The organism is Rhizobium tibeticum (genome assembly GCF_900110205.1).
In the GTDB taxonomy this organism is placed as follows: Bacteria; Pseudomonadota; Alphaproteobacteria; order Rhizobiales; family Rhizobiaceae; genus Rhizobium; species Rhizobium tibeticum.
In genome coordinates this window covers 174,449-200,816 of the sequence record NZ_FOCV01000010.1, presented here as the reverse complement: position 1 = coordinate 200,816, position 26,368 = coordinate 174,449, and the positions used below count along the sequence as shown (strand labels likewise).

Genomic DNA, 26,368 nt, shown 5'->3' with positions numbered 1-26,368 from the left:
AGGCGAAGAAGAAGCCGCTCGACAAGAAGAGCCCGGCCGATTTCGGTGTCTCCACCGCACCGCGCCTCAAGGTGCTGAAGACCGAGGATCCGTCCGGCCGCAAGGCCGGCGTCAAGGTCAAGTCGGTCGCCGAGCTCGTCGAAAAGCTTAAAGTCGAAGCTGGCGTCCTCTAGGGTTCGAGAAAGGAAGATATATCCATGGCCATTCTTCTTCTGGCTGATCACGACGGCAACCACCTTTCCGACCAGACCGCCAAGACACTGACGGCGGCATCAAAGATCGGCGGCGACATCGCCATCCTCGTCGCCGGCGCCGGCGCCAAGGCGGCGGCCGAGCAGGCTGCCAAGCTCTCCGGCGTTGCCAAGGTACTGGTGGCCGAGGATGCAAGCCTCGCCAACAATCTCGCCGAGCCCTTGGCTGCCCTGATCGTCCAGCTTTCCGGCAGCTACGACACGATCATCGCCGCCGCCACCTCGACCGGCAAGAACGTCATGCCGCGCGTGGCAGCCCTCCTCGACGTCGCGCAGGTCTCCGAGATCATCGAGGTGGTCTCGGCCGATACCTTCAAGCGGCCGATCTATGCCGGCAACGCCATCCAGACGGTACAGGCGACCGACGCCAGACGCGTCATCACCGTGCGGACCGCCTCGTTTGCTGCAGCGGCCGAAGGCGGTTCCGCCCCGGTCGAAACCATTGCGGCGGCCGCCAACCCGGGTCTGTCGACCTTCGTCAAGGATGCGCTGTCGGCCTCCGATCGTCCGGAACTGACCTTGGCGAAGGTCATCATCTCCGGCGGCCGCGCGCTCGGCTCGGCCGAAAAGTTCAGGGAGGTCATCCTGCCGGTCGCCGACAAGCTCGGTGCCGCCGTCGGCGCCTCGCGCGCTGCCGTCGATGCCGGCTATGCGCCGAACGACTGGCAGGTCGGCCAGACCGGCAAGGTCGTGGCGCCTGATCTCTACATCGCCTGCGGCATCTCGGGCGCTATCCAGCACCTCGCCGGCATGAAGGATTCGAAGGTCATCGTCGCCATCAACAAGGACGAAGAGGCGCCGATCTTCCAGGTTGCCGACTATGGTCTCGTCGCCGATCTGTTCGAGGCCCTGCCGGAACTGCAGAAGGCGCTTTGATGACCGATACGCGTGAACTGCCCGAACGCGAGAGCATGGAATTCGACGTGGTGATCGTCGGTGGCGGTTCTGCGGGGCTTTCGGCTGCGATCCGTCTGAAGCAGGTCAATGCGGAGCTGTCGGTCGTCGTGCTCGAAAGGGGGCCGAAGTCGGCGCGCATATCCTCTCACCGGCGACATGGGCATCGAGAAGAACGGCGAGCCCGGCCCGAACTACACCCGCGGCATGGCGCTGCTCGGCAAGTATACCCTGATCGGCGAGGGCGTGCGCGGCTCGCTCGCCAAGCAGCTGATTGCCAAATTCGATCTATCCAAAGACCGTGAGCCGCAGAAGTTCGGCATCGGCATCAAGGAACTCTGGCAGGTCAAGCCCGAGCACCACAGGCAGGGCCTCGTGCAGCACTCCTTCGGCTGGCCGCTCGGCATGAAGACCGGCGGCGGCTCCTTCCTCTATCACCTGGAGGACAACCTCGTTGCCGTCGGCTTCGTCGTCCACCTGAACTACAAGAACCCCATCTCTATCCATTCGAGGAATTCCAGCGCTTCAAGACGCATCCGGCGATCCGCGGAACCTTCGAGGGCGGCAAGCGGCTGTTCTATGGGGCGCGTGCGATCACCGAGGGCGGCTATCAGTCGGTGCCGAAGCTGACCTCGTCGCCACGGAGCATGGGAGTGAATCCTTGAGGTGTCGAAATGACTGCGGGGTGCGTTGCTCAGCGATCGACGACCAGGTCGCTGAGCGGCTTGGAGCAACACGGGAGGAACATGCCGGCATCGATCTCGCGCTGCCTTATGCCGCCGTTATGGTTCATCTCAACCGAGCCTGAAACGAGCTTCGATTTGCAGGTCCCACAGACGCCATTCGAACAGGACGACGGAAGCCGCGCGCCCGACTTCTTCGCCGCGGACAGCACGGTCTGCTCGCTCGATACATCAATCTTGCGGCTTTGTTTGGTGAACTCGACCTGAAACACCTTGCTCGTGGCCACTTCCTCCACCAGGAGACCGGGTTCCTCGATGACGACGGCGTCGAAGCTCTCTTCGATGTAGTTGCCTGCAGGCACGCCGAGGTCCGCCGCGATGGAACGTGCGGCTGCCATGAAGGGAGCCGGTCCGCAGCACATCACCACTCGGTCCGCGATGTCCGGCACGGCCAGTTTCATAAACTCCGGCGTGATGCGCCCCGTGAGTCCGGGCCAGGCCGGCTCGCCATTTACGCTTTCAGGAAGGAAATGGAGACGCAGCTCTTTCATCCGCGAGGCCAGACAGGACAACTCGGTGCGGAAAATCAGGTCGAGCGGCGTCCTCGAAGCATGCATGAAGACCACGTCGGCCGGTTCGCAGCTATCCGACAGTCCACGAACGATCGACATCACGGGCGTTATGCCAGAGCCACCCGAAAGCAGCAGCAACTTGGTGCCTGCGCGTCTCGGCCGAACGAAGTGACCAAGAGGACCCTGAGCCTTCACGGTCGTGCCGTCGGTCATGTTGTCGTGAAGCCAGTTCGAGACCTTGCCACCGGGAACCCGCTTGACCGTGACGGTGAAGGCGTTTGAGCGATGGGGAGACGACGAGATGCTATAGCATCGCGCCTCGCGGCCGTCCCCTGCCGGAAAGTCGAACAGAAAGTACTGGCCAGCATCGAAGTCGAAGCGCTTGCCTTCTGGCGATGCGAACGTGAAGCTTTTCACGTCGTGCGTTTCCTGATGGACGTCAATGCATACAAGGTTTTCGTCGTGCTCGGGGTCCCAGACCTGTTGGCCAACCATACCGCCATGTGCGAAATCAATACCCATGAGCGCGCATCCGATCGATGTACCAATTCGCAAATTTGTCCAGGTTTGTTTCCGAGAACGGCGAGTAGGGACCAGGCTGATAAGCCGGATCGAGCGCGCCGGCATGCGAACGCGCGACAAGGTCCGCGTCCTGGTCGGTCGTTGCGATCCAGACGTCGGTTAGCTTGTCGAGGTCGTAGTCCTTGCCCTCGACGGCGTCCTTGTGGACGAGCCACTTCGTCCTGACGAGGGTCTTACCGGCAGAAAGCGGGATGACGGTCGCCACAACCGCATGGTCACCCATGAAGTGGTTCCAGCTATTGTGACCCCAAAGGTGGGTATCGCCGAGATCTTTACGGGTCATACTGCCGAGCAGCTTGGACGACGCCGCCGTGGCGTCACGGGTCTGGGATTCGCCCGCACCGGCGATGATCAGGCGCTGGGTCCGGAAGTTGGTCGCGCACTCGGCCATCTGTTCCACTGCAGCGGATGGGAAGCCGTCGGCCTCCCAGGCCTTCGTCCTTTCTTCATAGAGCCGGAAATGCTCCTCGGCCTGCTCGCGATCCTCGGGGCCAAGGGTCTCCGGGTCAAAGCCGAAGTCGAGATCGACGAACGACACACAAAGCTCAGGATGATTGGCGGAGCAGTGGTAGCACTCGCGATTGTTCTCCATCGTGAGCTTCCAGTTGCCATCCTCGATGACGTCGGTCTGATGGGCGATCTTCGCATTTCGGATGTCGTAGGGGGCAAGACGCTCGATCATGGTCTGCGCGAGGCATGCGATATCCTCCGGCGGATCGTCGGAGAGGCAGACATAGATCAGGCCGCCGATCGACTTGAAGTTTACAGGCTTTAGGCTGTGGCAGTTCTTGTCCAAGTCCTTCCCCATGTGCGGCGCGTAGCTGAGTTCGCCGGTCAGTTCGTATGTCCAGGTGTGGTATGGGCAGACCAGCTTTGAGACGATGCTCTTTCCGGGATCGAGCAGACGGGAGCCGCGATGGCGACAGACGTTGTGAAGCACGCGGATCTCGCCGTCGTCGTCACGCAGCACAATCAGGCTCGTTTTGCCGATGTCGATCACGGTCGCATCGCCAGGTTCCGGAACATCGCAGTCCAGGCCCACGCAGATCCAGTGCTTGTGGAAGAATACATCGATGTCGGCGTCGAAGACGTCGTCTCGAGTATAGAGGCCCGCCGGCAGGGAGTGACCATCGGCACGAGCTTCAAGGAGAGCTGAGATGGAGGAAGGGAGCCTGTTTAGCATGATGACCTCTTATGCTTCCGACGACTCTAGTTTGCCCTTGCATGGAGGCGGCTTCAACGGCATTAATTTTCCACTTCGCATGACTTGAAGTAATGGGGCGCGAATGGATTACCGGAGGCGAATTCCATCACTGACGGCACTCATGACGCTGGAAGCCGTCATCCGTCGGAAGAGTTTCACTTTGGCCGCGGCCGAGCTAGGCGTCACTCAGGCCGCGGTCAGTCGTCAGATTGCGGGTCTGGAGGCGGAGCTCGGGCGGCCGATGTTCGTCCGCAAACACCGCGCGATCGAACCAACTGCAGCCTGCCTTTCCTTGGGGACGTCCCTCGCGCAGAGTTTTGCGAACATCGCTGATACGATCGAGGTCATCCGCTCGTCTGAGAAGGACGTCGTCACGATTGGCGCAACGGTCGCGTTTTCATCCTTCTGGCTTCTTCCACGTCTAGCGCATTTCCGACGGGAAAACGCTGGAATACAGATTCGTGTCGTCTCGCAGGACACTCGCATCGATTTGAACGCGGGAGACATCGATATAGCGATCCGCTATGGGATGCCGCCTTTCAGCGACGGGACGGTCATCGCTTCACAGAACGACGCCATCGTTCCTGTTTGCTCGCCGGAGTATATGCGCGCGCGGCGCTCGCCGGAGCTCTCCGAGTTGGATGAGTTTATCGAAACGGATGCACAGGATCGTTCCTGGCTGTCTTGGGTGAGGTGGGTCGAGAAGACCGGACGTTCGTTGAGCGTCAAACCCTCGCTGCGTTTCAACCACTACACGGAAACGATCGCAGCCGCTCGGGCGGGCCAGGGCGTGGCTTTGGGCTGGCGTCTTCTTATCCAAACGTTTCTCGATGATGGGACGCTTATAGAGGTCGGTGAATCAGAGCTTGCTGCAGACGATCATTACAACGTGCTTCTTCCTCTCAGAATGCGTCCAACCATCGCGGCGGACCATGCCGCTAAATGGCTGACCGCTGCCCTTCATCGTTGAAGTCGGGACGCTATGCGCCTTGATCCGACCAAGGGTCAGAGCAAGACGCCGGAAAAGGATAGGGAACCTCCCGCGCCGGTTATGGTTCCTGAAACCGTGGCAGGTCGCGACGTCAACACTCAAAGCATCAGAAGGTGCCGTAAGACGGATAGGCTCCAGAGGATGACCACCGTCAAAGACAGCGCGAGCAACATCACGATCACTGTCTTCTTGGGATGTTTCATCGCGGTGAAGGTGGCCCCCTCTTCATGCTGTTGGTATGGCCGACGCTAAGATTGGAGGGAAGCCTGGCGGAGGTGTGAGGGTCCGATTCACACGTGCCAGGCTTCCGTCGCGTCCTCGGGGGTAGAGGATACGATCTGATCATAGATCAACCCGCCAGTGGGGCTAGTTGGACTAAGGTCCCAACGCTCGACATCCGGCGTTAAGATCAGGCTGTGAAGAGCGGCCCAAGAGCCCTTAAAGCCTGCACTTCAACTTCCCACGGTGCTTAAGGCCGTGTTCGTTGAGGATGTCGACGGCATTGTCGGCCTCGTCACCTTCAAGATCATCGAGGAGCAGGCCGTCTAGATTGAACGGCAGTCCTTAAAGATGTCCACGACACCATAACAGCCGGGAAAGTCGGTGCTCTCCGGGACGTGAAAGCGAAGATGGGTGCGTACGGTCGTCATGACTGCGCAGTTTGCTGCAGAGTCGTCTTCTCGGAGCGAAATCCTCGAGGGAAGCACGGATTTGGTCGATCTTTCCGTTCGCATCGCCTACGCCGAGAATCTCCTTGGCCTCATCGAGAACGGCCGGGCTGACATGACCAGTCTTTGTTGCGGATGCCAGTGCTTCCTCCACGAGCATCGGGTCGTCGGGCGAGGGCTCCGTACCATTGTCGAGTTAATACTGGGCATAGGCCATCGCATACGCAGCGATAGCGGTCATGCGTGGGTCAGACGTATGCATGTACGCCGTGTAGTTCCGCCTCAGGGAGTTCAAGCCAGCAAGCTGTGCCGAGATGTTCTTTTCCTTGGTGGCGGGAGCGACCCTGGCAGTCTTCGCGGACTGAGACTTGCTGCCTGCCTCGCTGGATTTGCCGTTCACGCCCCCTTCGACTTGGAGCTGCCATGGGTTGAACTGCCGCTTTGGTTGCTGCTGTTACCGCTGCCATGGTTGCCGCTGTTTCCATTGCCGCCGCCGTTACCGCCACCATTGCCGCCGCCGTTGCCCCCATCGCTTCCGCCGCTTTTCGCCAGCGCCGCAGTATCGAAGCCGGCGATCGTCGCCGGGCTTGCGGCAAGAGCCACCGACAGTGCGGCCATGGACGCTAATGTTGCTAGACGCATCGTTTCCTCCAAAGATCAGAACATCGATTCAATCGGCAAACGGCGCGCTCGTGGCACCCGCTTGAGCTGATATCGAATGTTAGCCTGCAATCGTAGAGTGGGCATCGGGCCGAGGTCCGATCTCAGTCAGACTATGGTCCTAAAGATGCTATCGTCGGTGCAGGCCCGGACACGCCCCCTCCGGACACTTTGTCTAACAGCAATCCGCGCGCTCCAGTTTGCAGGCAAGAAGCCATCGGCTTTCAATGATCGGCACATGAATTCCATATGATGATCGTACCGTTCGATCTGTTGGCCCTTTGAGCGAAGAGCAAAAGCCGTGTCAGTTTCCATAAGAGGACAATTCCACCCATGATCGGGCAGGTCCATGATGGCCGCTCAGGAAGCTGTGTTGCGGGGGTCCGGCCGCACGACCAGTTTTCCGACGAAGTTCTTCGCCATGAAGTCGCGTTGAGCGCGGTGGAACTCCGAGAGAGGTAGGTTGCCGCGACCAAGGGTCGGATTTTCTTGGCTTCGATATAGCTGACAAGCCGCCGGAAATCGGCGCGGCTGCCCTGGCTCGACCCATGCAGCTCCAGTTGCTTCAGGTACATCGTACGAAGGTCGAGCTGGACGACCGGCCCTGCGATAGCGCCGGCCGTAGGAGGTCATTGAAGATCGATCCTCCGACCAGGTCGGCGACGACATCGATCGGCCGACCAAGGGAGGCTTCGTGAACATCAGCAACGAGGTCTCCGCCACGCGTAACGACCGCCTCTGCGCCGATGTCGATCAACCGCCTACCGCCGCAGCGGAACTGTCGGCACCAAATACTTGAAACTCTGGACCCAAAGGACTTCCGAATCGTGTTTTCGATGGCATGGGCTCAGAGGTGCGCGCGCCTACACCATGATCAACCTTCGGGAAGATCCATCCCAGCGAATTGAGACTTTCCTCAAAAAACGGGATTTCGCGAAGAGGGTCACTTCGGCGCCGGATGGTCGACTAGCGGGGGCCCAGCCAGCCTATGGCGAACGGCCCGGGTGCAGGAGCGTGGTATCGGGTCGACGTCGTGACTAGCGCTGTGATGCAATTGGATCTCGAAGCAGAACGCTGACCGAGATGCGGATACCTACTGCCCGAGCGCTGCGCTCTCGGCGTCGTAGTCCCGCTGGAGAAAATCTGTCTGAATACCCCAACCTGGCTTCGAACCCGGTTCTATGAACGACACGCCTTTCGCCGCGTAGTGACGCATCAGCTTTTCGACGCTCACGATACCCGCGGTACCGTTCTCTGCCTTGAAGATGGACTTCGCGCTTATTCCGGAATCAGCAGCGACCTCGGCCTGTGTCTGGCCAAGGAGTAAGCGTGCAGCGACGAGAAGACGAGGCGGCGGTCTCATGTAGGATTGAGTGTCATCAAATCCTTCGGTGCGCAAATAATAGTTGACACATACCAATCCATGGCACAAAAACACGGCGAATTCGTCAAAAAATACCAGCGATGCGCATATACGGCCGCGGCGCTGTTGCCCCGGACGAATCAATGTCAACGAGGGAGAGCTTGACCATGTTCCAATGGATAGACAGCCAGGCGACGGAGCGCCTACTGGAAGATATTCGCCGGGCGAACGCGGGCGAGTTCGAGATGAGCGATATCGCCAATGCACCACTGCTGGATGGCTATAGGGCCGTTCTAGGACGCGCCTACGCGCTGTCGGGGATCGTGAGTGGCCATCCACGTCTTGAGGACGGCAAGAAGATCGTCACCAGCCAGCTTTTCTATCTGGATCCGGATCGCGGCATCGCGCGGACAATGAACAACTGGTATCGCCTGTCGAAGCGCGATCAGGGCAAGGGGAACTAGAATGCAGTTCGTCAATGCGAAGACCCGAAACCAAAAGCTTTCAAAAGATGCAGGCGTTTTCCTAGCTGGTTGTGGCTTGGTTCATGCCACGAGAACGATCGGCCGACTGAGGTATGGCGTCAATGGCTTCCTGATCTTCGTTGTTCCTCCAGGGTATCGCACTGAGGAATACGAGGCAGCCGCATTCGCAATCATGGGCGCCGCTCGTGATGACTGGGTCGATAAGGCGATCAAGGTTCGTCTTGCAAGCCCTCCAAGGAAGAAAGGCACCGTCCATCGGGCAATATCGATCTTTGACCTCAAGGGTCTCGATATACTTATCGCACGAGATATCGCCGAGGTTCCAAAAGACGTGCGCTTCGCAGCCACCGCCGTGTTGTTCGTCGAGCCGCCGACAGCACAGCACCCCAACGCCGCCCGGCGCTTGTCAGGTAATAGGCCGTTCTCGGACGACGTTGCAGCCATGTTGGTCAAGCGCCCTCAGAACGTCGTGCTGGCAGCGGTTCTGAAGCCAACTTTTACCGAAATACACGAGATCGACGATTTCGACAGGCTTGAAACGGATGGGCCCAATCTGTTCGAGCTTCCCGGTTACGATGAGGTTAAGCCTTGGGCGAGGGATCTGGTGGAGAATGTATCGCGCTGGTGTCAACGGACGCTGGAATGGAAGCTCGCTCGCACCGGAGTGCTGGTTTCGGGACTGCCCGGCACGGGCAAGACTTTATTCGCTTCCGCACTTGCCACCGCTCTCGGGATGAGGCTTGTTTCCACAACGGTCGGCGCGTGGCAAGCGACAGGCACGCTGGATGACATGTTGCCGGCGATGCGCAAGACCTTCGAGAGCGTAAATGATGGAAAGGGCGCCGTTCTTTTCATCGATGAAATCGACGCGATTGGCACGAGGCTGACCCGCCCTTCCGGACATCACGGCGATCACTATTGGCAAGTGGTCGTCACTGATTTCCTAACCCTCCTGTCGGCCCTCGGGGAAGGCGTCATAGTGGTGGCTGCCACGAACTATCCTGACTGGATCGATCCCGCGATCCTACGTGCTGGAAGGATTGACGACCATTTCACCCTCTCGCTGCCAAACAAGCTGACGCGTGCTGAAATCCTCAGCCATCATGCTGGTGGGGTCCTGCCGCTTGAATCCTTGGTTGATATTGCTGAGGATCTCGATGGCAAGGCCGGTGCGGATCTCGAACGCTTGGTTCGGGACGCTCTAAGGGCAGCAAGAAATGAAGATAGGGAACTTGAGCTGCGTGACCTGGAAGCGCAGCTTCCGGAAAAGCTGCGCTATACACCGGAGCAATGCCTGAGGCTCGCGGTCCATGAGTCTGGACATGCGTTGGCAGCACTAGCGCTCGGGCATGCGACCAGCGCGACAATCGAGATCAAGGACAGTTTCGATCCGAGCTTGGACAGATTCCTCGGTGGGACAACCACGTACGATCTGGTCCCGGATTATCTCCCAACCGCCACGACTCTGCGCAACCGAATAGCGGTGAGTCTTTCCGGGATGGCTGCAGAGGTTGCGGTGTTTGGAGACCCGTCCATCGGCTCTGGCGGCACGATTGGCAGCGACGTCGAACGAGCAACGGCTATCGCTCGGCGGATGGTTGGATCTTTTGGTTTGGGCAAAACGCCAGTCTTCATGGGCACCGTCAAAGAACTCGCCGATAAGCCTCTGCCCGAACGGCTGGAAGTGGAGGTCTCGCAAATAATCGGTGAGGAGTACGAGCGCATGCTTTCAATGATGACGGAGGAACGCGAGCGAGTCCTTGCGCTGGCGGCCGATGTCGTGACCCATCGTATCGTGAAGCTTGAGCGCGGTGGATTGGCGGCGGCGGCCTAAAGGCATCTGCTCCCACCGCGTTGGCAGTTACTCTCGACGGGACCGCGACGTCTGTGGTGACAACTTGGCACTGCGCCGTGAATCCTTGACGAGTTAGCATTGCAAGCATGTCGGAGGACGATATGACAGACGAAGGCAAGAAGGATGTAAGCAAAGCTGGCAACATTGGCCCGATTAATAAATCGGAGCACGGCAGCGAACGGCTCGGTGAAGCGGTGTCGAAACCAGGACTCAAGTCCACCCAGGTCGGACGCAAAATCGTAGGTCAAGGTAAACGCAGAGAAGCCCTCAAGAAATGGGTTAAAGACCAGGATTAGCTAAATCGTTTCGGCTAGCTCACGCAAAGCGACCCTTGCGCCCCGGGTAGATCCGGGCGAGCTTTGTCATAAGGACTCACTGGAGGGCCGGATGCTCGACAGGATTTATCTTGTTGACGAGGAATGGGGCATCGTCATGCCGCTCGAGGCTGGGCGGTACCACGTCATTCGCAATCAGGCTGCGCGCCAGGCAGATCGATGAGTTGAAGCAGGCACAGGCGAACACCTACAGCGCCCGTGATCTCCTCCTCGATATGCGCGAGCGGCAAGATCGCCTCGAGCGGGAGATTTACGGGACGGCCCGCACGCAGCAATAAAAATGCCCCGCAGAGAGCGCGGGGCAAGTACCAGGGCGCCTCGGGGTGGGTCTCCCAAGGCGATCATTTAACACCAAATCAACCCAGAGGTTCCGTTCGGGCACATATTTTTTCGAATCACCTAGACGAAACGAATCGCCTCGCCAATTGTTGATTCTGCATTGTCAAGGAGTTTCGAGAATGTACCCAGACCTTCCCGTTTTCATCAAGCCGCTGGAGGTCGAGATCGATGGCATCGATCAGTACCGACATGCCGAGACAGCCCAGGATCTCGCGGCTATGCTCCTCGGCGGCAAATGGCCAAAATCCGCGGGCGGCAAGTTCCACACGGCGCTCTGGCGATCGATGGAGGCCATTGAATGGTATGTCGACGCTGACACTGCTCGAGCTGCGTTCGTCGAAGCCGCTCACGAGGTTGGAATGCACGTCCTTCCCGACGACATGGCCGAGATTAAGAAGGCCAGCTAATGGCCAGGGCTCCACGTTCCCAGCCCCTACAGGCTGACGCGCAGCCGCTGCGTTCGCGAGCACGAAAGCCGCGTGATCCTCTTCCCAACCGAAACTCCCCCTTGATCCTGCCGGCTCGCATCGAGCCTTGTCTGGCGCTTCTCAAGCCGCGTCCGCCGATCGGTCCCGATTGGATTTATGAGGTCAAATGGGACGGGTACAGGATCGCCGTCCATCTGAACAATGGCAACGTCCGGATCCTAACCCGTGGCGGGCATGACTGGACGCATCGTTTTCCCGCGATCGAGGCGGACGCCAAGCGCCTCGGTGTCGGTTCCGCCATCCTTGATGGTGAGGCCGTTGTTGTCGACGAGTTCGGCCGTTCGGACTTCGGTCAGCTCCAGCAGTCGCTTGGTGGACGAGGCGGCAAGCTGAATTCCGGCGCCTCGATCATGTTCGCTTTCGATCTTCTGTATTTCGACGGTCACGACATCCGCAGTCTCGAACTTACGGCCCGCCGATACTTCCTGCGGTCGCTCTTGAAAAATGAGCAGGGCGCCATTCGCCTTTCCGAAGACATTGAAGGCGATGGTCGCGACATCTTCGCCGCTGCCTGCGAGCATGGCCTCGAAGGCATTGTCGCCAAATACAAGGATAGCCCCTATCGATCGGGCAGGTTGGGCGAATGGGTGAAGGTCAAATGCACCCAGAGCGACGGGTTCGCGATCTTGGGTATGAGCGGTCAACCGCTGCATTCGGCGGCATCGGGCGCCTCTTGCTGGCCGCGCGGAAGGGCAACAAGCTAGTCTACGTCGGTGGGGTAGGGACAACCGGCTTCAACGAAGGTTCCGCTCTCGAACTCCGGAACCGGATGGATAAGATCGTCACCAGCAAGCCCACCGTTGAAACCGGTAGGAAACGAGATGCCGTCTATGTTCGGCCTAAGCTGATTGCTGCGATCGAGTATCGTGCTTGGACGCATGACGGGAAGCTGCGGCATGCCTCGTACAAGGGCTTGCGCGAAGTGCAGGACAATGCTGCAGTACACGAGATACTCTAAGCATGCTTCCCACGAGTCCACGAGTGCAATCCCACATACTGAAGACACTCGCCGCAACTAAGCGGTGGATCGCGATGCGGTTAATCGCCGGCGCCATCATCCTCTGCATGGTGGGATGGGTCGTTGTCTTGTTGATTTGTCTTTGCCTTGTGCCGTTCTGGATCAGACGGCCGGCTAATCGCACCAGTCGTTCTGGTGTCCAGGCCACCACTTCCGCGCAAAAGAGCATGTAATCGAAAGGGAAGCCCGAGGATGGATTTGTGACTAGGCTTCCCTTCTTGTCCTGCATGTCCTGTCAGAACAGCTACAGACTACGCCAGTTTGCCGGGATCACCAGTCGGACAAAAGTCCTAAAAAATCGAGGGGCGGTTCAGCAACTGCGCATGCGCAGCGAAGCTGTCGAGAGCCTTACCCTCGAGCATCCTGCCCTGGTGGGCAGAACACCAGTGAATCGCCGACTTCAACGGTGCCTTTCTGTGGCATATCATCGGCGTCGCGATCGAGGCTGTTGGCCTTAGCACCAACGCTGCGATCGAGGCGACCGGGACGGTCGAAGATGCCGAGGCACGCCGCTGCAGCGGCGGCCTGGCCGTCGACAGAACGACACACAGAACCCAGGGGTTCGAGGCGGCGCCGTGTGTAATCCTGGCCGCAGCGTGTTCTAAGCTAGCGCAAAAACACCTCCTTGGCTCGGGCATCGATCTTCTTGCAGGCATCCTCGAATGGATCGAACATCGGCAGCAAAGGAGAAGCGCCGAGCAGAAGAAGAGCTTTTAGATGCTGCCAGCCGCCTTCCTCGCCAAGGACTGTCGCATAGGATGTCATTTCCTCGCGCGCCTCACCGGCATATAGCCGTTCGTATTCCGCAAAGTTCGAGAAATTTTCGCGATTGCTGTCCGAGGGATGGAAGGTCTCCGCCGAAGCGCCCTGAGCAAGGATCACTTCGTGGGTCGCGAGCAGGACGGCGTAATACTCAATCGTCATATCGTCGTGGGGTGCGATCGGTGCGATCGTCGTGCCATTCACGAGATCCTTCACGCGGATCAGAACACCGTTCAGGAATAGTGCATGGCCAGGCGACAGGTATAGATCCGAATGTGGCGTATGCTCATCCAGCGCATGGCGCGCCACTCGGATCGGCACGACGCTGTCATGCCAGTGCGCGCCGCCCTTCTTGAGCACTTGGCGACCAATCCATTTGATCGCGCGGGTGTCTCCGCCCGGAAGTGTGACCCGATCGCCAATCCGAAGATCCTCGACATACTTTTCACCGCAATCGGTGAGGATCGACGTGCCTTGCAGGAAGCATTGCGCACCACCGCCACCTCCGGCTCCGCCGGAATTGCCGCGCCCGCTGCCGGGGCCGCCCCCGTTGCGCCATCCCAAATGCAGGCCCGCCGCGCGTGCTGGCGACGATGAAGCCGCCAGGGCAATGGCCGCCACGCTCGCGAAACGAGCACCGGCAGCGGCGGCCACCCCCAGAAAACGCCGGCGTGCAGTATTACGGGGCAGATTGGGATCTCTCAAGTAAGTCATCCTGACACTCCTTTTAAAAAGGGACGGGAGCCCGAATAAATCGCGGGATTAAGATCCCGAACACAAGACAGTCGTATTCACCCAGACAGGACGCGGTTAATTCTAGACTGTCCTTGGCGCGATGCCAGATGAACCTAAGTTGGCGCTGACGTTCGTCTTTTGACGTAATTTAACGGCAAATCCATCACAATTTGGGGGGATACTAATGAACGTACTCGTTACGGCTCAGCACATTCGCACGGGCGCTCTCAAGCCTCAATAAGCCAACTTGAATCCGTCACCTCAGCGAGGTTGCTGGAGGGTTTTACCTGATGTCGTTCCATGAGTGCCAATTGGCATGCCGAGTATTGTACGCTCAGGGTAGCGGGTTGGGGGAGAGCGCCGTCACGACGGATCGTGGCCGGCAAAGAAATGGGACCGCACCTCCTCCTCAAGCTGAATGCAGAGTCGTTCGTATTCCTCCAGGAGCACCTTGTCGCCACCCTCTGCACGCAGCTTGTCGCGGAACCTGACGGCGTCACCGTAGTTCTCGATATCTTCGGGCCACGAATGGGCCATGTGGGCATACGGGCGGAGATCGGGGCAGCGGATTAGCAGGATCGCCAGTCCATAGCGAAAGCTGTCCAAGCGAGGGTCCTCCATATTCCAAGCCGACACGAATGAGGCCCTGCGCGGGGGACGCAGAGCCTCGGCATCTGGGCTTTGATGTCGGAGGGTATCGACATCAGATGTAGAATGCTGTGATCGGGGATTGGTTCCAGCTCTCAACCTGAGGAACGATGGGCTGATTTATTGGTGACGCAGCTATCGAAAGGGAAGCCTCTCGCCGAAATGCGCATAGGGCGATGGCTTCCCTTCTTGCCCTGCCCGCCAGAGGCAGAACAACCAAAGACTACGCCGAATTGTCGAGATCACCAGATGGACCAAAGTCCGAGAACCGGAGAACTTTCAACTGATTGCCGGGAAGAAGTTCGATGACCTTCTGGTGCGTCAGATTGATCAGTACATCTAAGATCTCGGTTTCCGTGAATCCCTGGGCGACCAATGGCTGTCCTACGTCGTATAGATCGAGGACGGCCCTTGCCCTGGGGAGGAGCGCCATCAAGGCGGCTCGAGTTTCCTGATACCTCTTCATTTCACCCGCTCCAAAAGAGCCCCGCAGTCGCGGTTGCGGGGGCAGAGTCGAGAGTTGGGCTTGAGGGGTTTCAATTCTCAAGCCAGCCCTTAACGGTCCACACTGCAATTTGTTCCCGCTCCATATCGGGGCTGCCATGCGGCGAGAATCGCCAGGCGTTCGCACGCGACCGCGAAAGCCTCGTGATCCCTTGCAGCCCGCACTACTTAAACCGAGGCCACCGATCGGCCCTGATTAGATCTACCAGATCAAATGGGACGGGTACCGCCCACCGCCGGCCACGAACGAAATGCTTGCGGCTGATCGTGCAGATCGCTATTTTCCGCCGTTCATCTGAACCCTGGTTGCCGCCGAATTCGTCGTCGACGAGCTGGTCGTTGCCACTTCCACCGTTGATGGTGTCGTCGCCCCCCGTTCCCAGCGAAATTCAAAATGAAAGGCAGAGGTCTACCGGCGGTATAAGCCTGGTCTCGATGGTCCGGGTGGTCGCTTTCGTTCGTCGCGAGAAGCATCGGAACCTATAGCTCCGGAGCGGGTTGGAATAAGCGAAACAGCTTGAGAGAAGCGCTATCATGAATACGAACGACCGCTCGCAACGACAGCCAGTAACGGAAACGGCGACCGACGCCCGGCAGGGCAGGTACGGCGCACCAGTCTTCCTCGTTCTCGCCAGCAGCCTGGTGTTGGCAATGATCGCCTGGGGCGCGGCGGAGTTCTGGGGCGAGAGTATCGACAAGGATTCGCAAACGACGGCGTCGACCACCCCTGATCCGATCAATGCACAGCCGCATGGCGCAGGGACCTTCGACAACAATCCGGCAGGAGGAGGAGGTCGACCGGCCACCCCCACCGACCGGGATCCGACCGCCGAAGGAAACGGCGGCGGTCCCACCATGATAACGACGCCGAGTGGAACTGAGAAGGTGCGGTAGCGCGTCGGAGAGCAGGGCCAAGTTGGTGCGCAAAACACATTGTAGCTATGTCCGGCGCTATCTCGGCACCGCTCAAACGAGGTTTCGAAACGGCAACAGTCGAGCGGACCGGCCTTGCAGGAGCTCAAGGATGGCCGAGGCCGACGCGCGATCGACGGTCGGGAAAAACCCCCGCGGAAGATCTCCGACGCTATAGGAAATCGTCAGTCTCATTGAGTGGATTGAAGGTCCACGAATCTCGGTTACAACACAATCGCCGCCTATACATCGCCATCGGCATTGCGTAGAGCGCCGAATGGATTCGCCGCTCGCAATTGCCGTGATCGCTTGACACTTTTGACCACGGATGTACTGGCAGGACGAATAGGCGATGATGAGGAAGGTCGGTGCGATTTCGCCCCGGCCTTTTTTGTTTGCCTCCCGATGCATCTTCGACGTCATGCCCTATGAGATCGCTGTTGGAGCAGACCCCCGGGCATAACAGATCAGTTGTTGTTATCAGCGCAAGTGTCTTCGGTGTTTTCGGTACCGCTGTTGCCGCCGGCGGTCTGTAGCGATCCCTTGCCGTTGACGCTCTTGCAGTTTTGCTTGTTGAGCGTACGCGCGGTGCTGTTGGTTACGGTCTTGTCGACCTTCTTCATTTTCATGGTGCCAGTTCCGGCGCCATTGTCTGTGTGGTTCTTGTCCATCGTAGAACCGGCAGGCGCCGGGTTCGACTGGGCGAATGCTGATCCGGCGAGGCCGATAGCGAGCAGCGAGGCTGTCAAGATTCTAAAGCGCATGTTCTCCTCCTTAGACGTTGCGTCATTGCAAGTAGAGGTAACCATGCAGCGGGGCCGTTGTTCCGACGCAACCACTCAGAATATCTGACAGTTCACCCAGACCTTGCCGGGTAGATCTCGATGGCGGATCGACGCTTGTGATTGAGCTTCAACAACCTCATCGCATACGGAGATCTTCCGAAGTCATCACGTTGTCACACTTGGTGCCCCGATGCAGTGGTGAGGAGCGAAATCGACGGTGCCGGATGATGCCCGAGCGGAACTTTCGACTCGTTCCTCGGTTAGTACGCGACAAAGGAAGAAGTGGTCATGGGTATCAATTCACCGAAGGACGGTGCTCCAGGCACCACGGATCAGTCGCCACGCTGGGAAGGTCCCCCAGGAAAACATGCCTAAGGGCTACATGCCGGCGAAGGACGATCCGGGATGCCCATGGCGAAAGCAACAGCGACCCAGAGGTCAAAAAGGTTTCCGACGCCTTTAAGACGAAAGGAGAGACGAAGGGGGAGGCTTAAACGGCGTCCCGGACGAATGAACCAAGGCCAAGCACAAGCACACTGACGTTACTGTATCAGAGGAATACTTGTGTCCGAATACTGCGCATTTCGTTTCCCTAGGCATCCTCATTCATCTGCGGTTGATCAATTATTACGGCAGTTGGGGATCGTTTGCGGGTCTTATCCCCGGCTCTTTCCCTGAGACTCTCCCACGTTCGTATCACGCTCGTCGTAATTGACGTCCCAGTCCTTAGCGCCTTTATGCTTGCCGGGCCTTTACTTGTTGCTGGTGGCGTCGTCCGAATGGTGATACGCGAGGCTTGGCGCTCCTCACCCCATCGTTGGTTCCGCCAGCTGATTGCTTTCGGACTGCCCTTGGGCTGCTCGATCTGCGTTTTCGATCGTTGGTCATTTTTTGCCATGTTGGCGCTCCTCAATAGTTGGTGCGACGCGCTCAATTGCTTCGTCGCTCTGGGTTTCGGCGATCGCTCGGTGCAGCCCCTTTTGAGTCTCTCGAGCCAGATTGCTGCGACGGCGTGTGGCGGTGGGGCCATCCGCAGAGCGAGCGTCATCTGTCTCCGCTGGAATGGCGAGCGCTACCCGGCGTCCCGAAACTGACGTACCAGGGGGAGCGGCGAACTTTCATCGCCGCGGCGCGTTTTTCTCTGATCTGACATCGCGTGGTTCGTCATGGCACGTTCATCGATCATTGCAATTGGCGCGTCGGCAGGCGGCGTGAGAGCGCTGTGTGCGCTCGCTTCCGAACTGCCGGGAACGATTGGAGTGCCTGTTCTGGTCGTCCTGCACGTCGGCTCGCAGCAGAGCGTACTGCCCGCGCTCCTCAATGCGGCCGGGCCGCTTCCGGCAAAGCACGCCGAAGACGGTGAGCCGATCCTTACGGATCACATCTATGTCGCGCCCCCGGATCGCCACATGGTCATTGCGGACGGCCGGTTGCGCCTCTCACGTGGTCCGAGGGAGAACTGCGCGCGCCCGGCTATCGACCCGCTTTTTCGGAGCGTCGCCGAAAGCTTTGGTCCGGCTGCTGTGGGTGTTATCCTGACGGGCAACCAGAACGATGGCACACTCGGTCTCTTCGAGATCGCGCGGCGCGGCGGCATCGCGATCGCTCAGCACCCCGATGATGCGGCCTATCCGGACATGCCGAGAAGCGCTGCAGCGCATGTGGCACTCGATTATACCGAGCCGCTTGCGGTCATCCCAAAACTGCTCGTTGACTTGGCCAGCGGAAAGGATGGAAAGGAGAAGGTCATGCCGATCACGCCTTTGCAATCGGAGGTCGGACAGAATTCCGAGATGATTGAGAGAGCGCCGTTCGAACGACCGGTGGCGATTACCTGCCCGGAATGTGGCGGTGCCCTGCATAGCTCCGAAGTCGGCACGATAACGAAATTCGACTGTCATATTGGTCACAGCTACACCGCCGAAACCATGGCCGGCGCACAATTCGACAAGATGGAGCGAATGATGCGCGCAGCGGTGAGATTTCTGAACGAACGGGCTGAATTCTGCCTTCAGATGGCGGAACAAACCTATTCCGTCGAGCCCGAGCTCTGCGCCTCCTGGCAGGCGGCCAGCCGGCAGGCACTCGATCGTGCTTACAAATTGCGGGATCTGGTGGAGCAGAATTGGATCACGCCGGAAAGGACGGGAGCAAGGGCGAAAGGCAAGGCGGATTCGGTCAACCGCTGACCCGCACGCATGCCACCGCGATAGCTCGTTCCAGGTCCGGGGGATCGTACGGCTTCTGCAAAGCGAGTTCATTGCGGAACTCGTCTGCGAGGCCCTCGGTGCCGTACCCTGTGGCGAATATGTCGGCGTAGAAGCGTTGCCACGGGAAAGGATTTTTCGCCGCCCAGGTTGATGTCGAGAATTGCGAAGTCAATGTCCATTTGATCAATGAACTTCATTGCCTCATCGACCCCAGAAACCCAAGCGACGACGTGGTGTCCCATCTTCAATAGAAGGTCTTCAAGGAGCGTCGCGATGAGAAATTCATCCTCGACGATCAGAACGCGCCTCGCTTCGCCGGCCATCCTGTCCTCCTGGCTCGTGCCCAGAGGGCAGAGGTGCGATGATCGTGCACTCAAGGCCGGAGGACTGGTAGTCAACGCGCACTTCGCCGCCGAGTTCCAATGCCAGGGCGCGCTCGATCAGGCGTGAGCCGAAGCCCTTGGTCTTCGGCTTGGCTACCGGCGGTCCGCCGCTTTCTTGCCAATGCAAGACGAGCCGTCGGGCTGTATCTGCACCGTCGATTTTCCAGGCGATCACGACCTGGCCGTTTTCGTTGGACAGTGCGCCATACTTCGCGGCATTGGTGCTGAGTTCGTGCAGGGCCATGGAAATCGCCAGAGCAGCGCTCGGGGAGAGCCGGACGCCGGGGCCCTCGATCTGGAAGCGAGTTTTTCCGCCGTCATGCGGATTGACCGTATCGGAGACAATTTCGGCCAGATTCGCGCTCCCCCAGCTTTCACGCGTGAGCACGTCATGCACCTTCGCCAGGTTGACCAGCCGCGCACCGAATGCCTGTCGCGCCTCGTCGAGTGTCGATGCTTTGCCAAGCGTCTGTGTAGCGATGGACTGGATAACCGCCATCATATTCTTGACGCGGTGATTGAGTTCGTCCATGAGCGTTTTCCGGTGCTCATCAGCCCGCCGGCGCTCGGTCATGTCCCGCGCGATCGTAGACGCGCCGACGGCTTTGCCTGCGGCGTTGTTCAGCGGGGATATGGTCAAGGAAACCCAGACCAGACTTCCGTCCTTGCGCTGGCGGAGTGTTTCGTAATGCTGGATGTGCTCGCCGCGACCAACCCGATCGAGGATGTCAACCTCCTCGTCTCGGCGATCCGGAGGCACCAAGGTCATGATGGACTTACCGATGATCTCCTCGGACCCGTAACCGAGCAACCGTTCTGCTCCTTCGTTCCAACTTATGATGGTGCCGTCGAGGCTTTTGCTGATGATGGCGTCGTCGGAGGATTCGACGATCGCGGCGATGCGTTCCGCGAGTGCTTCGGCCTGCTTTCGCTCGGTGATGTCTACGAGCATGTTGACTGCCCCCGTCACCGTGCCCGAGGCATCGCGCAGCGGGGTCGGATAGGAAAGGAAAGGCACCCGGACGCCGTCTGACCGTTCGGCTACGGCCTCCGTACCCTGAATCGACCTCTTCTCTTTCAGCGCGACCGCCATCGGACATTCATCATGCGACAAAGGAGTGCCGTCTGTTCGATACATGCGCCAGGAGCCGCACCATTTATCCGTGCCCAGTTCCGGGTGGCGGCCCCATAACTCGGCAGCAGCGGGGTTATAGAAGGTGATCCGGCCTTCCGCATCCGTGGTATAGACTGCGCCGGGCAGCGCCGCGATAAGGTCCTTCAGGCGCTGCTCGCTGGCACGGACCGCATTCTCGCTCTCCCGGCGCTCGGTGATGTCTTCGATGGCGAGCAGGATCAGCTCGTCGCGGCCGCTCCCCTGAACAAGCTTGCGGGCATTAAGCAGCATGCAGCGCCGGCCGATGTTCCGAAATTCGTGCTCGACCTCGACCTCGTAGTCAGCGACTTCCTGGCTTTTCGACAGCACCAAGTCGAGAAGCGTCCGCAGAGCGGGAATCTCCCACTGCCCATTGCCGAGGTCGTAAAGCGGGCTGCGCTCGGTTTCCTTGGCCGCAACCTTGAACAGATGATAGAAGGCCGGATTGGCAGACTGGACGCGCAGGTCGGCGTCGAGGACGAGCAAGGGCTGCTGCACCGTGCTGACAATGGCCTCGGCATAGGTCCTCGCAGCGTTGACCGCCTGGGTGGCGGCTCGTCGGTCGGTGATATCGGTGAAGGTGACAACCACACCTGCTATGTGGTTGTCGCGCGTACGGTAGGGCAGCATGCGCCGCAGGTACCAGCGGCCGGCATCGCTTGGCACCTCGGCCTCGATTGTGGTAAGTTTCCGCAACACATTCTCTGCATCCGACAGCAGGTTCTCATCGGAGAATTTCCGCGCGAAGTGGGCGATCGGCCGGCCGATGTCCGTCGTCACAAGATCGAAAAGTCCCTTGGTCGCTGGTGCGAACCAGTTAATAGCAAGCTTGTTGTCCAGAAACAGCGTCGCCGTCTCAGACCCAGCCAGCAGGTTGTTCAGGTCATTGGTGGTTCGTTCGAGTTCCGCGATCTTGTGCTGAAGTTGGCTGTTGACGGTGTTCAGTTCCTCATTAAAGGACTGCAACTCCTCCTTGGAGGTTTCCAGTTCCTCGTTGGTGGATTGAAGCTCCTCATTCATCGAGGTTGCTTCCTCGTTCGACGCCTTCAACTCTTCGTTGGCGGTCTCGAGATGCTCGATGGTGTTGCGCAGCTCACCGCGCATCGAAACCAGCTCCTCCTGAAGCGCCTGCTCGCCTGAGGTCGTTTCGCCCGTATACTCCCGAACAGCCTGGCCAGTCGGCTCGCCAGCCGGCGTCCCAGGCGCGAAGCTCACAAGAGTGAGTTTGCCGCTTTGCCGCGAGGCCGGCAGCGGCATCACCGTTATCGCGACGCTTTGCGAGGCGCCGCTCTGATGCACGCGACCATGGACGGTGATGCTTTTGTCGCTTTTCGAGGCTTCGCGTAACGCTCCGCGAAGGTTGAGCGCCAGTCCGTCGCGCGCCATGGCCACTAGTTCCCTAGTCGGCTCGCCTGGCGGCTGCTCAAGGTAGTCGCGCGTCGTTCCATGGAAATAGACGACGCGGCCCTTCTCGTCGATGAGCACCGAGGCAGGGGCATAGCGCTCCAGCAGTGCGCGCCGCGCGATATCGGCAATCGGTGCAGAGTCTGCATCTGATGGCACCGGCAACGCCTCACCCGGTGCCCGCGGGCCGGCGGCCGATCCGCGAGCCGGCCGATAATCAATAAGGTCGTGCCGGGTTGGCCCGGTCCGGCGATATATCCGCCATTTCTTCGATACGGTTTGAAAGAGATCGTCGTGCCGACCGATCGTCTCGGCGTTGCCGAGAAACAGATGCCCATCCGGACACAGGGCGAAGTGGGATTGGACGATGACGCGCTGCTGGGCCTCCGGCTCGAGATAGATCAGGAAATTGCGGCACGAGACGATGTCCAGCCGCGAGAACGGCGGATCGCGCAGCAGATTGTGCGCCGCGAATACCACCATGTCCCGGAGCTCTTTGCTGACCTGGAATGAGCCGTCGAGCTTTTCGAAAAAACGTCGCGCGCGTTCGGGCGCAAACCCCGACAGGGCGGCGGCGGGATAGAGGCCATCCCGTGCCTTACGCAGATTGTCGTCCTGGGCATCTGTGGCGAACACCTTGAGGTCGAAGCGTTTTCCGATGGCCTCGGCATGCTCCGTCACCAGCATGGCCACGGAATAAGCCTCCTCGCCAGTGGCGCAGGCGGCAACCCAGACCCGAAGCGATCCGCCGTTCTCACGTTCTGCAACGAGAGGTGCGATCACCTGCTCCCCAAGCGCCTTCCATGCTTCGGGGTCCCGGAAGAAGCCGGTTACGCTGATCATCAGATCGGCGACCAGTGTGGCGACTTCTTGCGGATTGGTCCGCAGGTCGTCGAGGTAGTTCGCGAGCGTCTCGATATTCCTGAGCCCCATACGACGATGGATGCGGCGCCGCAGCGTGTTGCGCTTATAACTGCAGAAATCGTGTCCATCGCGGGCCCGCACGACTTCGAGAACTTGTTCGATGGTGACTTCGCCCTTCGGGGAGGCGGCCTCGACCTCGGTGGGGGCGGAGACATAGCCATGGTGGACATAAGCGATCAGGGTCTCGGGCATCTTGTCAGGGGCAAGCACGTGGTCGGCAAGACCCGCGGCAATCGCGCTCCTCGGCATGCCGTCGAACTTTGCCGTCTCCGGTGCTTGCACCAGGCTCATGCCGCCCTCGGCCCGGATCTCCTTTAAGCCCTCGGTGCCATTGCTGCCTGTTCCGGAAAGCACGATTGCGACCGAACGCTCGCGCTGTTCCATCGCGATCGAGGCAAACAATACATCGACCGGATGCCGCTGGCCACGAGGTTCCGACGGTTTCGACACTTTCAAGCCGCCATCCGCAAGCTTGAGGTCGGTATCGGGGGCGATGACATACACGTGGTTGGGGACAAGCACCATTCCGTCCTCGACCTGCGCCACTGGCATCTCGGTGTGGCCGCTCAGGATGCGGGCCATCTCGCTTTCGCGCTTTGGATCGAGATGCAGCACCACAACGAAGGCACAGCCGCTGTCGGTCGGCATGGCATCGAAGAAGCTGCTCAGCGCTTCGATGCCGCCCGCCGAGGCTCCGATGCCGACAACAGGAATGGCAGTAGCAGCAATTGGATCGGCATCAACCGTCCCGTCGACGTGCTTTCGTCGCGCCATCGCGGCGTGCTCCGCATGGTCATGTGTTATTATTGGTTTCTTCGCCATTGGCACGCCTGTTCGATGCTGCACGACCGCGATCATACATCGATTACAGCCAGCTTGTTTGCGAAACATCAACACTGTCTATCGCAATCAAACGACTGTACCGGAAACTGGGCTAGTTGATGTCAATGTGCCACAAGGGGGTCCCTGGGCCGGTGCCTTTTGTGACTAGAACACGCAAATGTGTTGTCGGTTCCTGTGAACTGCGCTTAAAGAGTCTCGGCCCCGCCGGGCGGGATACCTCTGCTGATGCAGACTGCCGCTGCATGCAGCCGCTGTCGGTCGACATGGCATCGAAGAAGCTGCCCAGTGCTTCGATGCCGCCTACCGAGGCTCCGATCCCGACGACAGGAATGGCTGTGGCGGTAACAGGATCGGCGTCAACCATGTCGTCGACGCGCTTTCGTCGCACAAATGCAATCGCAATCAAACCGCTAATCCCAGGTACGAAAATCCGGATGCTGGATCGCATCATGCACTGGTCGGGAACCGCAGTGAACTCTGTGGTTAGCGCTCGGCTCAGGCCCGGCCCAACGCCACCCCCTAAGGCCGCTTCAGGGTGTACAGGGAGAAAGCAACCGGACCTTAATGATAGCATGGGATAGGCGTTGAACTCGCTGCCATTTGCCGCGTCACAAATTGAATGCCGCAATGCCGACGGTGAAAGCCACGGCCGAAACCGCCAACGTGAGCGCTGCTCAGATCTATCGCTTACGGCCGGCCGGCTCGACATCAGACGCGCGCCAAGACGGATGACCTGATCGACGATAAAGTGGCGGCGGCGCCGCCGTCACCGCCGGCAGGCCACTCTCGAGACACGCAGCGATAAACGCCTCGCGCGCTACTTCTGCCGATGCCAGACCGTTCACCCCTCGTCTGCAGGCCAGAACCGCCCGGTCGTAGCGGTCGCCGCGTTTCCGCGGCCATTCATTTTCCAGGTAATCAAGCGCGTCAAAGACGCTTGCAAATGTTCGATCCATCCCAGCGCTTATGGTGACTTTTAGCGGATTGCTCCAAGGAATATCGCGTTTGCTCAATGGGTCTCCTCCTCTCAGAGCGCTATCGACAGACGGTTGGCAACCCCAACCGCAATCGCGCGCTTGGACATTGGGAGGCCAAACGGCCTCCCATATTTCAAGGTGTGGACGCGGTTACGATCGGCCGCCTCGATCACCGCCGCCGGAGGACTCTCCGCCCTTTTTACCGGCGTCGGCTGCCCGCTCTGGGTCATTCTTGAAGTTGCCGCCGGAGGCTTCACCGCCCTTCGAGGCGATTTCGCGCTGCTTGTCATCGTCCATGGATGCAAAGCCGCGCTTTGAGGTGTCCCCGGATTTCTTGTCGCGGCCACCTTGCTGACCACGGTTGCCTTGGTCACGGCTTCCCGATTGCTGGTTAGGCATTTTACGATCTCCTGTTTGGACTGTTCCGTCGTTCGCGACGACGCCCCATCCAACTTTGATCATTAAAGGTGGTTCCGAGAAAAACGCCCGTCTGAGATAACCGTATGAAAGCGTACAAAACGAAATATCTTTGCTCGTTAAAAGCCCAATCGACTGGCCGTTCTGCCCCTGTTCGGTTCCGGACAATGAACGTTAGCTAGCGGCCGCACCCAATCACCATCGTGCCTCTACGGAACCTTCGGTGACGCGCGCCGTTGTTCGGAATCATGAACGGAAGGCCGCGATGAACAAGCATTTACCCCGCAAATCATTTCCTGAAGGTAGCGTTCTAAAAGTGATGTCGCGCCCTCGACATCTCCCTCAACTGCCGAGGCTGTGCGTTCGCCCTTTCGCAGAGCCTCATTCGTACCTGCCCATGGCTATGTCGTCCGCTGCATCGCGATGATCCTGTTGGAGCTTCTTTCAAGTGAGCACACTTCGCTCAAAGGCTTTCCGCAGGATTGGCGAACTTTTGTTGCGACTCACGGGAACCGTTTCGTCTGATCGAGGTTGAGACACCGGAGATCATCTCAGATCTCATTATGGAGGAGTTCAACATGCCATCTACCAGCGGAACACATTCGGGAAAAACCGGGTCAAAGTCTGGGGCTAGCAAAAGCGCTTCTGCTAAAAGCTCGAGCTCAACAGGCAAGCAGGGCGGTTCGCATGAGCAGCATGTCAAGGCTGGCGAACAGAGCCACAAGAATTCGAAATAGTCGCTGCAGGCGGGAGCCTCTCTTGGGGCTCCCGCTCATCGTGCAGAACTCATGGGGCGATCCGAAGTCAATCAACGCGGATATTCGTCCAACGCTCACATGCGATGGCTGGAAGCGACTGGTTGCCTCCTACCCGACTGTCACATCCCCGACTGTCACACGAGCTTGAGCAGTAGTTGCTTCAACTCCAACTCGTCGACACGGCGCAGTCTCCGAGGGAGTAACCCAGATGCTGTCTCGCTCGGCCATTTCGGGGAAGCGCTTTCTTCTTCTCCGGACCTCAACTAGGAATACGCCAACAAGCGGCTTTACCTTCCGGCCATCGCGAAGGAGCTTTCCGTAGATGAATTCGCCAAAGGGCTTTCTCTTCGCCCTTCCGATCACTCCAGCCTCTTCCCATGCTTCGCGTTTCGCCACCTTGCGTGATTTCAGGCCCGATACTGCCAGCCCTTCGGTATCATCGACCGTTTCGTTTCCCGTGTGGTAATTAGAAGAACTTCCAGCCCTGCGGATGTGCTTCGCACGCAAAGCGCGCCGTACTGCCGGATCAGGCTTTTCGAGCGTTCAGAGTCACGTGGTGGCTTCC

General features: G+C 59.2%; 19 protein-coding genes and 7 pseudogenes. 12 read left to right on the top strand and 14 right to left on the bottom strand.

Going from position 1 to position 26,368, the window contains the following annotated elements; genetic code table 11:
• From BSG20_RS13645 to BSG20_RS13635, 3 genes and pseudogenes are all read left to right on the top strand, one after another.
• Positions 1–173: pseudogene (locus BSG20_RS13645) on the top strand (electron transfer flavoprotein subunit beta/FixA family protein); the annotation flags it as partial.
• A gap of 24 nt (positions 174–197) precedes the next feature.
• Positions 198–1,127, top strand: a complete 930-nt coding sequence (locus BSG20_RS13640; RefSeq protein ID WP_093041172.1) for an electron transfer flavoprotein subunit alpha/FixB family protein — start codon at positions 198–200, stop codon at positions 1,125–1,127.
• Positions 1,127–1,777: pseudogene (locus BSG20_RS13635) on the top strand (NAD(P)/FAD-dependent oxidoreductase); the annotation flags it as partial. The gene BSG20_RS13640 and the pseudogene BSG20_RS13635, both read left to right, overlap by 1 nt.
• Before the next feature lie 62 nt (positions 1,778–1,839).
• Here BSG20_RS13635 and BSG20_RS13630 read toward each other — a convergent pair.
• Both BSG20_RS13630 and BSG20_RS13625 read right to left on the bottom strand, forming a co-directional pair.
• A complete protein-coding gene (locus BSG20_RS13630; RefSeq protein WP_072376013.1) occupies positions 1,840–2,922 on the bottom strand; it encodes an FAD-binding oxidoreductase in 1,083 nt (360 codons plus the stop codon).
• A complete protein-coding gene (locus BSG20_RS13625) occupies positions 2,912–4,165 on the bottom strand; it encodes an aromatic ring-hydroxylating oxygenase subunit alpha (RefSeq protein WP_072376011.1) in 1,254 nt (417 codons plus the stop codon). Before BSG20_RS13625 ends, BSG20_RS13630 begins: the two co-directional genes overlap by 11 nt.
• Positions 4,166–4,268: 103 nt before the next feature.
• Between BSG20_RS13625 and BSG20_RS13620 the strand changes: the two genes are divergently transcribed.
• Positions 4,269–5,156 (top strand): LysR substrate-binding domain-containing protein, encoded by an 888-nt coding sequence (locus tag BSG20_RS13620; protein ID WP_072376010.1) that lies wholly within the window; start codon positions 4,269–4,271, stop codon positions 5,154–5,156.
• A 702-nt stretch (positions 5,157–5,858) separates the two neighbouring features.
• Here the strand turns inward: BSG20_RS13620 and BSG20_RS13610 are convergent.
• From BSG20_RS13610 to BSG20_RS36990, 3 genes and pseudogenes are all read right to left on the bottom strand, one after another.
• Positions 5,859–6,487 (bottom strand): annotated as a pseudogene (locus BSG20_RS13610) (hypothetical protein); the annotation flags it as partial.
• A gap of 378 nt (positions 6,488–6,865) precedes the next feature.
• Positions 6,866–7,262: pseudogene (locus BSG20_RS13605) on the bottom strand (zinc-binding dehydrogenase); the annotation flags it as partial.
• A gap of 336 nt (positions 7,263–7,598) precedes the next feature.
• Positions 7,599–7,868, bottom strand: coding sequence for a helix-turn-helix domain-containing protein (locus BSG20_RS36990; protein WP_072376008.1), 270 nt, complete (start codon positions 7,866–7,868; stop codon positions 7,599–7,601).
• Positions 7,869–8,035: 167 nt separating this feature from the next.
• Here BSG20_RS36990 and BSG20_RS13595 point away from each other — a divergent pair, with 167 nt between their 5' ends.
• The 5 genes and pseudogenes from BSG20_RS13595 (at position 8,036) to ligD (ending at position 12,328) form a co-directional block, all read left to right on the top strand.
• Entirely contained in the window at positions 8,036–8,332 is a 297-nt protein-coding gene (locus BSG20_RS13595) for a DUF6634 family protein (protein WP_072376006.1), read from the top strand.
• A gap of 373 nt (positions 8,333–8,705) precedes the next feature.
• Positions 8,706–10,187 (top strand): AAA family ATPase, encoded by a 1,482-nt coding sequence (locus tag BSG20_RS13590; protein ID WP_167371563.1) that lies wholly within the window; start codon positions 8,706–8,708, stop codon positions 10,185–10,187.
• Between the two features lie 122 nt (positions 10,188–10,309).
• A complete protein-coding gene (locus BSG20_RS13585) occupies positions 10,310–10,504 on the top strand; it encodes a hypothetical protein (RefSeq protein WP_072376003.1) in 195 nt (64 codons plus the stop codon).
• 497 nt (positions 10,505–11,001) lie between these two features.
• Positions 11,002–11,289, top strand: coding sequence for a DUF982 domain-containing protein (locus tag BSG20_RS13580; RefSeq protein WP_072376001.1), 288 nt, complete (start codon positions 11,002–11,004; stop codon positions 11,287–11,289).
• Positions 11,289–12,328, top strand: a pseudogene (gene ligD / locus BSG20_RS13575) (non-homologous end-joining DNA ligase). The gene BSG20_RS13580 and the pseudogene ligD overlap by 1 nt, the downstream one beginning before the upstream one ends.
• 666 nt (positions 12,329–12,994) lie before the next feature.
• On the opposite strand, the gene BSG20_RS13560 reads toward ligD, so the two are convergent.
• The 3 genes from BSG20_RS13560 to BSG20_RS13550 all read right to left on the bottom strand — a co-directional run bounded on the left by BSG20_RS13560 (position 12,995) and on the right by BSG20_RS13550 (position 14,999).
• The gene (locus tag BSG20_RS13560) at positions 12,995–13,864 is read right to left on the bottom strand and encodes a Hint domain-containing protein (RefSeq protein ID WP_093041158.1); all 870 of its coding nucleotides are present in this window, start codon (positions 13,862–13,864) and stop codon (positions 12,995–12,997) included.
• A 384-nt stretch (positions 13,865–14,248) separates the two neighbouring features.
• Positions 14,249–14,491, bottom strand: coding sequence for a hypothetical protein (locus BSG20_RS13555; RefSeq protein ID WP_244541331.1), 243 nt, complete (start codon positions 14,489–14,491; stop codon positions 14,249–14,251).
• 265 nt (positions 14,492–14,756) lie between these two features.
• Positions 14,757–14,999: a hypothetical protein gene (locus tag BSG20_RS13550; protein ID WP_072375993.1), complete on the bottom strand. Its 243-nt coding sequence runs from the start codon at positions 14,997–14,999 to the stop codon at positions 14,757–14,759.
• 572 nt (positions 15,000–15,571) lie between these two features.
• Between BSG20_RS13550 and BSG20_RS13545 the strand changes: the two genes are divergently transcribed.
• Complete coding sequence (locus BSG20_RS13545; protein ID WP_072375991.1) at positions 15,572–15,931, top strand: hypothetical protein; 360 nt, start codon at positions 15,572–15,574, stop codon at positions 15,929–15,931.
• A 485-nt stretch (positions 15,932–16,416) separates the two neighbouring features.
• On the opposite strand, the gene BSG20_RS13540 is transcribed toward BSG20_RS13545, so the two are convergent.
• Positions 16,417–16,713: a hypothetical protein gene (locus BSG20_RS13540; RefSeq protein WP_072375989.1), complete on the bottom strand. Its 297-nt coding sequence runs from the start codon at positions 16,711–16,713 to the stop codon at positions 16,417–16,419.
• Between the two features lie 309 nt (positions 16,714–17,022).
• Here BSG20_RS13540 and BSG20_RS37375 point away from each other — a divergent pair.
• Positions 17,023–17,228: pseudogene (locus tag BSG20_RS37375) on the top strand (hypothetical protein).
• Between the two features lie 672 nt (positions 17,229–17,900).
• Positions 17,901–18,923, top strand: a complete 1,023-nt coding sequence (locus BSG20_RS13530) for a chemotaxis protein CheB (RefSeq protein WP_072375987.1) — start codon at positions 17,901–17,903, stop codon at positions 18,921–18,923.
• Between the two features lie 68 nt (positions 18,924–18,991).
• Here BSG20_RS13530 and BSG20_RS13525 read toward each other — a convergent pair whose 3' ends face one another.
• From BSG20_RS13525 to BSG20_RS39170, 5 genes and pseudogenes are all read right to left on the bottom strand, one after another.
• Positions 18,992–19,267, bottom strand: a complete 276-nt coding sequence (locus tag BSG20_RS13525; protein WP_244541330.1) for a response regulator — start codon at positions 19,265–19,267, stop codon at positions 18,992–18,994.
• Positions 19,227–23,582 (bottom strand): chemotaxis protein CheB, encoded by a 4,356-nt coding sequence (locus BSG20_RS13520; protein ID WP_072375985.1) that lies wholly within the window; start codon positions 23,580–23,582, stop codon positions 19,227–19,229. Before BSG20_RS13520 ends, BSG20_RS13525 begins: the two co-directional genes overlap by 41 nt.
• Before the next feature lie 749 nt (positions 23,583–24,331).
• Positions 24,332–24,664 carry a DUF982 domain-containing protein gene (locus BSG20_RS13510; RefSeq protein ID WP_072375981.1) on the bottom strand — a complete coding sequence of 111 codons (333 nt, stop codon included), beginning with the start codon at positions 24,662–24,664 and terminating at the stop codon, positions 24,332–24,334.
• 114 nt (positions 24,665–24,778) lie between these two features.
• A complete protein-coding gene (locus BSG20_RS36985; protein ID WP_072375979.1) occupies positions 24,779–25,027 on the bottom strand; it encodes a con-10 family general stress protein in 249 nt (82 codons plus the stop codon).
• A 910-nt stretch (positions 25,028–25,937) separates the two neighbouring features.
• A pseudogene (locus BSG20_RS39170) lies at positions 25,938–26,333 on the bottom strand (NUDIX hydrolase).
• Positions 26,334–26,368: the final 35 nt, after the last annotated feature.

Bases quoted from the DNA above. Each gene is read 5' to 3' on its own strand.
- BSG20_RS13620 (WP_072376010.1), top strand. From the start codon at position 4,269: ATGGATTACCGGAGGCGAATTCCATCACTGACGGCACTCATGACGCTG.
- BSG20_RS13625 (WP_072376011.1), bottom strand. From the start codon at position 4,165: ATGCTAAACAGGCTCCCTTCCTCCATCTCAGCTCTCCTTGAAGCTCGT.
- BSG20_RS13520 (WP_072375985.1), bottom strand. From the start codon at position 23,582: ATGGCGCGACGAAAGCACGTCGACGGGACGGTTGATGCCGATCCAATT.
- BSG20_RS13585 (WP_072376003.1), top strand. From the start codon at position 10,310: ATGACAGACGAAGGCAAGAAGGATGTAAGCAAAGCTGGCAACATTGGC.
- BSG20_RS13545 (WP_072375991.1), top strand. From the start codon at position 15,572: ATGAATACGAACGACCGCTCGCAACGACAGCCAGTAACGGAAACGGCG.
- BSG20_RS13640 (WP_093041172.1), top strand. From the start codon at position 198: ATGGCCATTCTTCTTCTGGCTGATCACGACGGCAACCACCTTTCCGAC.
- BSG20_RS13550 (WP_072375993.1), bottom strand. From the start codon at position 14,999: ATGAAGAGGTATCAGGAAACTCGAGCCGCCTTGATGGCGCTCCTCCCC.
- BSG20_RS13540 (WP_072375989.1), bottom strand. From the start codon at position 16,713: ATGCGCTTTAGAATCTTGACAGCCTCGCTGCTCGCTATCGGCCTCGCC.
- BSG20_RS36985 (WP_072375979.1), bottom strand. From the start codon at position 25,027: ATGCCTAACCAGCAATCGGGAAGCCGTGACCAAGGCAACCGTGGTCAG.
- BSG20_RS13530 (WP_072375987.1), top strand. From the start codon at position 17,901: ATGGCACGTTCATCGATCATTGCAATTGGCGCGTCGGCAGGCGGCGTG.
- BSG20_RS36990 (WP_072376008.1), bottom strand. From the start codon at position 7,868: ATGAGACCGCCGCCTCGTCTTCTCGTCGCTGCACGCTTACTCCTTGGC.
- BSG20_RS13525 (WP_244541330.1), bottom strand. From the start codon at position 19,267: ATGGCCGGCGAAGCGAGGCGCGTTCTGATCGTCGAGGATGAATTTCTC.
- BSG20_RS13560 (WP_093041158.1), bottom strand. From the start codon at position 13,864: ATGACTTACTTGAGAGATCCCAATCTGCCCCGTAATACTGCACGCCGG.
- BSG20_RS13630 (WP_072376013.1), bottom strand. From the start codon at position 2,922: ATGGGTATTGATTTCGCACATGGCGGTATGGTTGGCCAACAGGTCTGG.
- BSG20_RS13595 (WP_072376006.1), top strand. From the start codon at position 8,036: ATGTTCCAATGGATAGACAGCCAGGCGACGGAGCGCCTACTGGAAGAT.
- BSG20_RS13580 (WP_072376001.1), top strand. From the start codon at position 11,002: ATGTACCCAGACCTTCCCGTTTTCATCAAGCCGCTGGAGGTCGAGATC.